General features: G+C 71.1%; 7 protein-coding genes. 3 read left to right on the top strand and 4 right to left on the bottom strand.

What is annotated here, in order from left to right; all coding sequences use genetic code 11:
* Positions 1–43 precede the first annotated feature (43 nt).
* Together ACFQ3T_RS34635 and ACFQ3T_RS34630 are read right to left on the bottom strand one after the other, a co-directional pair.
* A complete protein-coding gene (locus ACFQ3T_RS34635) occupies positions 44–571 on the bottom strand; it encodes an excalibur calcium-binding domain-containing protein (RefSeq protein ID WP_380730033.1) in 528 nt (175 codons plus the stop codon).
* Between the two features lie 76 nt (positions 572–647).
* Positions 648–1,058 carry a PPOX class F420-dependent oxidoreductase gene (locus ACFQ3T_RS34630; RefSeq protein WP_380730031.1) on the bottom strand — a complete coding sequence of 137 codons (411 nt, stop codon included), beginning with the start codon at positions 1,056–1,058 and terminating at the stop codon, positions 648–650.
* A 53-nt stretch (positions 1,059–1,111) separates the two neighbouring features.
* Here ACFQ3T_RS34630 and ACFQ3T_RS34625 point away from each other — a divergent pair, with 53 nt between their 5' ends.
* From ACFQ3T_RS34625 to ACFQ3T_RS34615, 3 genes are all read left to right on the top strand, one after another.
* Positions 1,112–1,948 carry an oxygenase MpaB family protein gene (locus ACFQ3T_RS34625; protein ID WP_380730029.1) on the top strand — a complete coding sequence of 279 codons (837 nt, stop codon included), beginning with the start codon at positions 1,112–1,114 and terminating at the stop codon, positions 1,946–1,948.
* Between the two features lie 195 nt (positions 1,949–2,143).
* Positions 2,144–2,974, top strand: coding sequence for a glutamate ABC transporter substrate-binding protein (locus ACFQ3T_RS34620; RefSeq protein WP_380730027.1), 831 nt, complete (start codon positions 2,144–2,146; stop codon positions 2,972–2,974).
* Positions 2,975–3,187: 213 nt separating this feature from the next.
* On the top strand, positions 3,188–3,391 hold the full coding sequence (locus ACFQ3T_RS34615) for a cold-shock protein (protein ID WP_310310099.1): 204 nt from the start codon (positions 3,188–3,190) through the stop codon (positions 3,389–3,391).
* A gap of 119 nt (positions 3,392–3,510) precedes the next feature.
* Here the strand turns inward: ACFQ3T_RS34615 and ACFQ3T_RS34610 are convergent, their stop codons facing one another.
* A complete protein-coding gene (locus tag ACFQ3T_RS34610; RefSeq protein WP_380730025.1) occupies positions 3,511–3,819 on the bottom strand; it encodes a hypothetical protein in 309 nt (102 codons plus the stop codon).
* 274 nt (positions 3,820–4,093) lie between these two features.
* On the bottom strand, positions 4,094–4,346 hold a 253-nt coding region (locus tag ACFQ3T_RS34605; protein WP_380730024.1), incomplete at its 5' end, for a hypothetical protein.

Genomic DNA, 4,346 nt, shown 5'->3' with positions numbered 1-4,346 from the left:
GGCGCCGCCCACCGGTCCGGTCGGCGGCGCCCGGTCAGTCCGCTCAGTCCGCGCGTTCGCAGGCGATGCCGTCGCGGTCGCGGTCGAGGTAGTGGCGGTCCCGGCCCACCACCTCGATCCGGCTGACGCCCTGCTCGTGCATCCACTCGCACTTGAGCCACACACCCGTCGGGAAGTGCCGGGGCACGCACACGCCGTCGGTCACGTACGACGGGTCGCAGTTCTCGTCCGCAACCGTGCTGGACGGCGTCGTGCTCTCCACGGTGCTCGACGTCTCCGGTGGCGGCGGTGGTGGTGGTGGTGGCGGCTCGGTCACCGTGGTGCTCGTGGCGACCGGCGGCGGGGCGGGACGTGGCGCGGGCGGCGCGATGTGCACCGCGGTCGCGGACCGCGCCACCTCGATCTTGGTGGTGTAGGAGACGCTCAGCACCCCCGGTCGCACCGGTCCCGCGTCCACCCGCCGCGCGTCGACCGGGCGCGGTCCGTCGACCGACAGGGCCAGCGCCACGACCGCGCCGGCCGCGGACAACAGCACCACGCCGGCGAAGGCGACGCTCCTGCCACTGCTCATCCCGCACCCGATCCGACGCTCCACGGTGTCACGTGGAATCGTTTCCGCTGCTGGAGGCGTTACGCCCCGGAGGTCGTCAGCCGCTCACGTCCGGTCCGGCGCGGTGCGGCTCGATCCGGATCACGACGCGCTGCTCGGCCACCATCGCGGCCCGGTACTCGTCCCAGTCGGGGTGCTCCCCGGAGATCCGCCGGTACAGGTCGATCAACGGGTCCATCGCCTCCGGCAGCGACACGACGGTCGCGGTGCCCTCGATCTGCAACCACTCCCCGAAGAACCGCTCGGTGAAGAAGCACAGCGCGGCCCGCGGGTCCTTGCGCAGCTGGCGCACCTTGTAAGCCGTCTCGCGGGTGCTGATCACCACGCGGCCCTCGTCGTCGACGGTCGCCAGCACCGGTGACATCTGCGGCGAGCCGTCCGAGCGGTTGGCCGACAGCACGGCGCGCGGGTTGCGGCGGATGAAGTCCCTTGCGCGATCCAGATCCATGCGCACCATCTTGGCCCTCGGCGACGCGCGGCGTCTGTGCCACGATCGAAAACATGGATGTCGGGCTGCTCGGACCGGGAACGGTGACGTGGCAGCTGCACGCCGACCCGGCGATGTGGGTCGCCGGCATCTCCAGCCTGTACCTCCAGGCCCTGCACCCGCGCGCGGTCGCCGCGGTGGTCCAGAACTCGAACTTCCGGCAGGACCCGCTGGGCCGGTTGCTGCGCACGGCCAACTTCGTCGGCACGGTCAGCTACGGCTCGACGGAGGAGGTCCGGCGGGCCGCCGCGCACGTCCGCGGCGTGCACCGCTCGCTCCGCGCGAAGGACGCCGCCGGCCGGAGCTTCCGCGTCGACGACCCCGAGCTGCTGCTGTGGGTGCACTGCGCCGAGGTGCACTCGTTCCTCACCGTGCTGCGCCGCGCCGGCTACCGCCTCACCGACGCCCAGGCGGACCGCTACTACGACGAGCAGCGCCGCACCGCCGCCCTGGTCGGCCTGCACGAGGACGAGGTGCCCGGCAGCGCCCGCGAGATGGCGGACTACTTCGCCGCCGTGCTCCCCGAGCTGCGCCGCACCGAGGACTCCGAGGTGGTGTACCGGTTCCTGCACCGCCCGCCGGTGGGCGGCGTGCTGCGGCTCGGCCTCGACGCCTACGAGCCGCTGCTCGGGCACCTGGCGTACTCCGTGCTGCCCCCGTGGGCCATCGCCCTGCACGGCCACCGCCCGTACCCCGAACCGGCCGCCACGGCCATCCTGCGCGCCGTCCGGGCCGCGGCCCTCCTGGTGCCCGCGCCGATCCGCTGGGGCGTGCCGGAAGGACATGTGAACAAGGCCATCCACCGGCTCGGCGTCCGCGTGGCGCCCCGCCGCGCGCAGCTGCCGTCCTAGCTGCCCGGACGTCGCCGCGCCCGCCCCGGACCGCAGTCATCCGACTCACAGCTCCCGTTACGCTGAACGGGCTAGCGCACTGGGCCGGTGAGACCTTCGTCGCATCATGAGCTCTGCTCGGTTTGCTTAGCATGACCAACGTCCGGCGCGCCGATCCGTGCCGCGTTCCCGAGCACCCCGAGAGGTCCGCACCTCATGCTGTTCCGAAGACTGCTGCCCGCGACCGCGCTGGTGACAGCCCTGACCCTGACCGCGGCGGCGTGCGGCGGCGCCGGTGACGACACCCTCGCCGGCAAGGCCGACGACGGCGAGCTGACCATCGGCATCCGGTTCGACCAGCCGGGGCTGGGCCAGCGCAGGCTCGACGGCAAGTTCGTCGGCTTCGACGTGGACGTCGCCAAGTACGTGGCCGCCCAGCTCGGCGTCGACGAGTCCGGCATCACCTGGAAGGAGGCGCGCTCCGCCGACCGCGAGCAGCTGATCGCCTCCGGCGAGGTCGACTTCGTCGTCGCCACCTACTCGATCACCGACAAGCGCAAGGAGCAGGTGTCCTTCGCGGGTCCGTACTTCCAGACGGGCCAGGGCGTGCTGGTGCGGATGACCGAGGACGAGATCCGCGGCCCGGAGACGTTGAACGGCAAGAAGCTGTGCTCGGTCACCGGGTCGACGTCCGCGCAGAAGGTCAAGGACCAGTTCGCGCAGGACGTGCAGCTGGTCGAGTACGGCCAGTACAGCGACTGCGTCATCGCCCTGCTGGCGGAGAACGTGGACGCCGTGACGACCGACGAGGTGATCCTCGCCGGGTACGTGGCGGAGAACCCCGAGCTGCTGAAGCTGGTCGGTCAACCGTTCACCACCGAGCAGTACGGCGTCGGCCTGGCGAAGTCGGACGCCAAGGGCCGGGCGGACGTCAGCGCGGCCATCGAGAAGATGGTCGGCTCCGGCGAGTGGCGGTCCGCGTTGGAGCGGAACATCGGGCAAGCGGGCGTGCGACTGCCCGATCCGCCGAAGGTGACCGAGAAGTAGATTCCCAGTGGACCAATGACTTCGGAGTGGTAGTGCTCCGGGTGGCCAACCGATACGCTCGGCAACGCAGGCCGTGGTTTCTGTGTTCGTGTCTCACGCTCGCGGAACGACACGCGGGCGTGCCGCCTCCGCTCCGGTTGGTGGGGGAAACGCCCCCGGACGGCCGGGGTTGCACGGTGCAGCCCCAAGCTTCCCTGCGATGGAGGCAGGTACATGGCACTGGGCACTGTCAAGTGGTTCAACTCCGAAAAGGGCTTCGGCTTCATCGCGCAGGAGAACGGCGGGCCGGACGTCTTCGTGCACTACTCGGAGATCCAGGGGCAGGGATTCCGCACCCTGGACGAGAACCAGCGGGTCGAGTTCGAGATCGGCCAGGGCACCAAGGGTCCGCAGGCCCAGAACGTGCGCAAGGTCTGATCGCGGCGGGACCGTCCGGGCGGAACCGCTCGGGCGGACGGGTCGTCGCGTGACAACAGGCCCCCGACCGGGATGGTCGGGGGCCTGCGCGTTGTCGTGCTGCTGCCGATCGGCGGCGGCTAGAAGCCGCGCTGGCGGGCTTCCCACTCCAGTCGCTGCATGACCCACTCGGTGGCCAGCGCCTGCGGGGACGTCTGCCGCTCCGCGGCCAGTTCCTTCAGCTGCTCGTTCGCCATGAGCTGGAGGCGGAGCTGGTAGACCTGCGCGTTGCCGAAGCTGGTGCCGGCGGTGGTCTCCGCGTCCGCGGTCTCCGGGGCGAGGGCTGCGAGGTACGACGTCAACTCGTCGTCGGGCAGCGTCTCGTCCTGTTCGGACGCGGGAGGGCGATGCCGGCCGGACTTCGACCGTCCAAGGGATCCAAGAGGCACCGCGCAACGATAACGGTTGGATTGCGGAGTCGCCCGAAGTGTGGCCTGGGTCACAGATGTGTGCATGGAGAGGCCCCCGCGCCAGGGGGAGGAACGCGGGGGCCGGAGGGGATCTCCACAGGCGCTGACCGGGGGTGTGTCAGCAATTCGGATTCTTGCACGCGCACGTGGGCATGGGGAGTGGGTTGACCCGAAATCTTCAGCGGGCCGATCACCGGAACCGCTGGCCGGACCCCCTGTGCGGCCGGATGGCCGACGCCGGTGGAGGCCGCCGCTAGGGGGTCTTCGGGTCGTCGGGCGGCGGCTCCAGGTTGGTGATCTCGCCCTCCAACCGCTGCACCAGTTCCTCGAGCCCCGCGAGCATCCCGTCGAGTTCGCTCATCTTGTCGTTCATGAGCCGGTCGATGTCCGCCTCGATCGCGGACAGCGAGAGGCTGCCGAACAACTCCTGCGGGTCCACCGGCCCACCCGCGCCGGGCCCGCCCGCCTCGGCCGCACCGCCGCCGGGCGCGTCCTCGGCCCCGGTC

The organism is Saccharothrix hoggarensis, from assembly GCF_042678885.1.
Classification (GTDB): Bacteria; Actinomycetota; Actinomycetes; order Mycobacteriales; family Pseudonocardiaceae; genus Actinosynnema; species Actinosynnema hoggarensis.
This window is presented reverse-complemented; position numbering and strand designations above follow the sequence as displayed.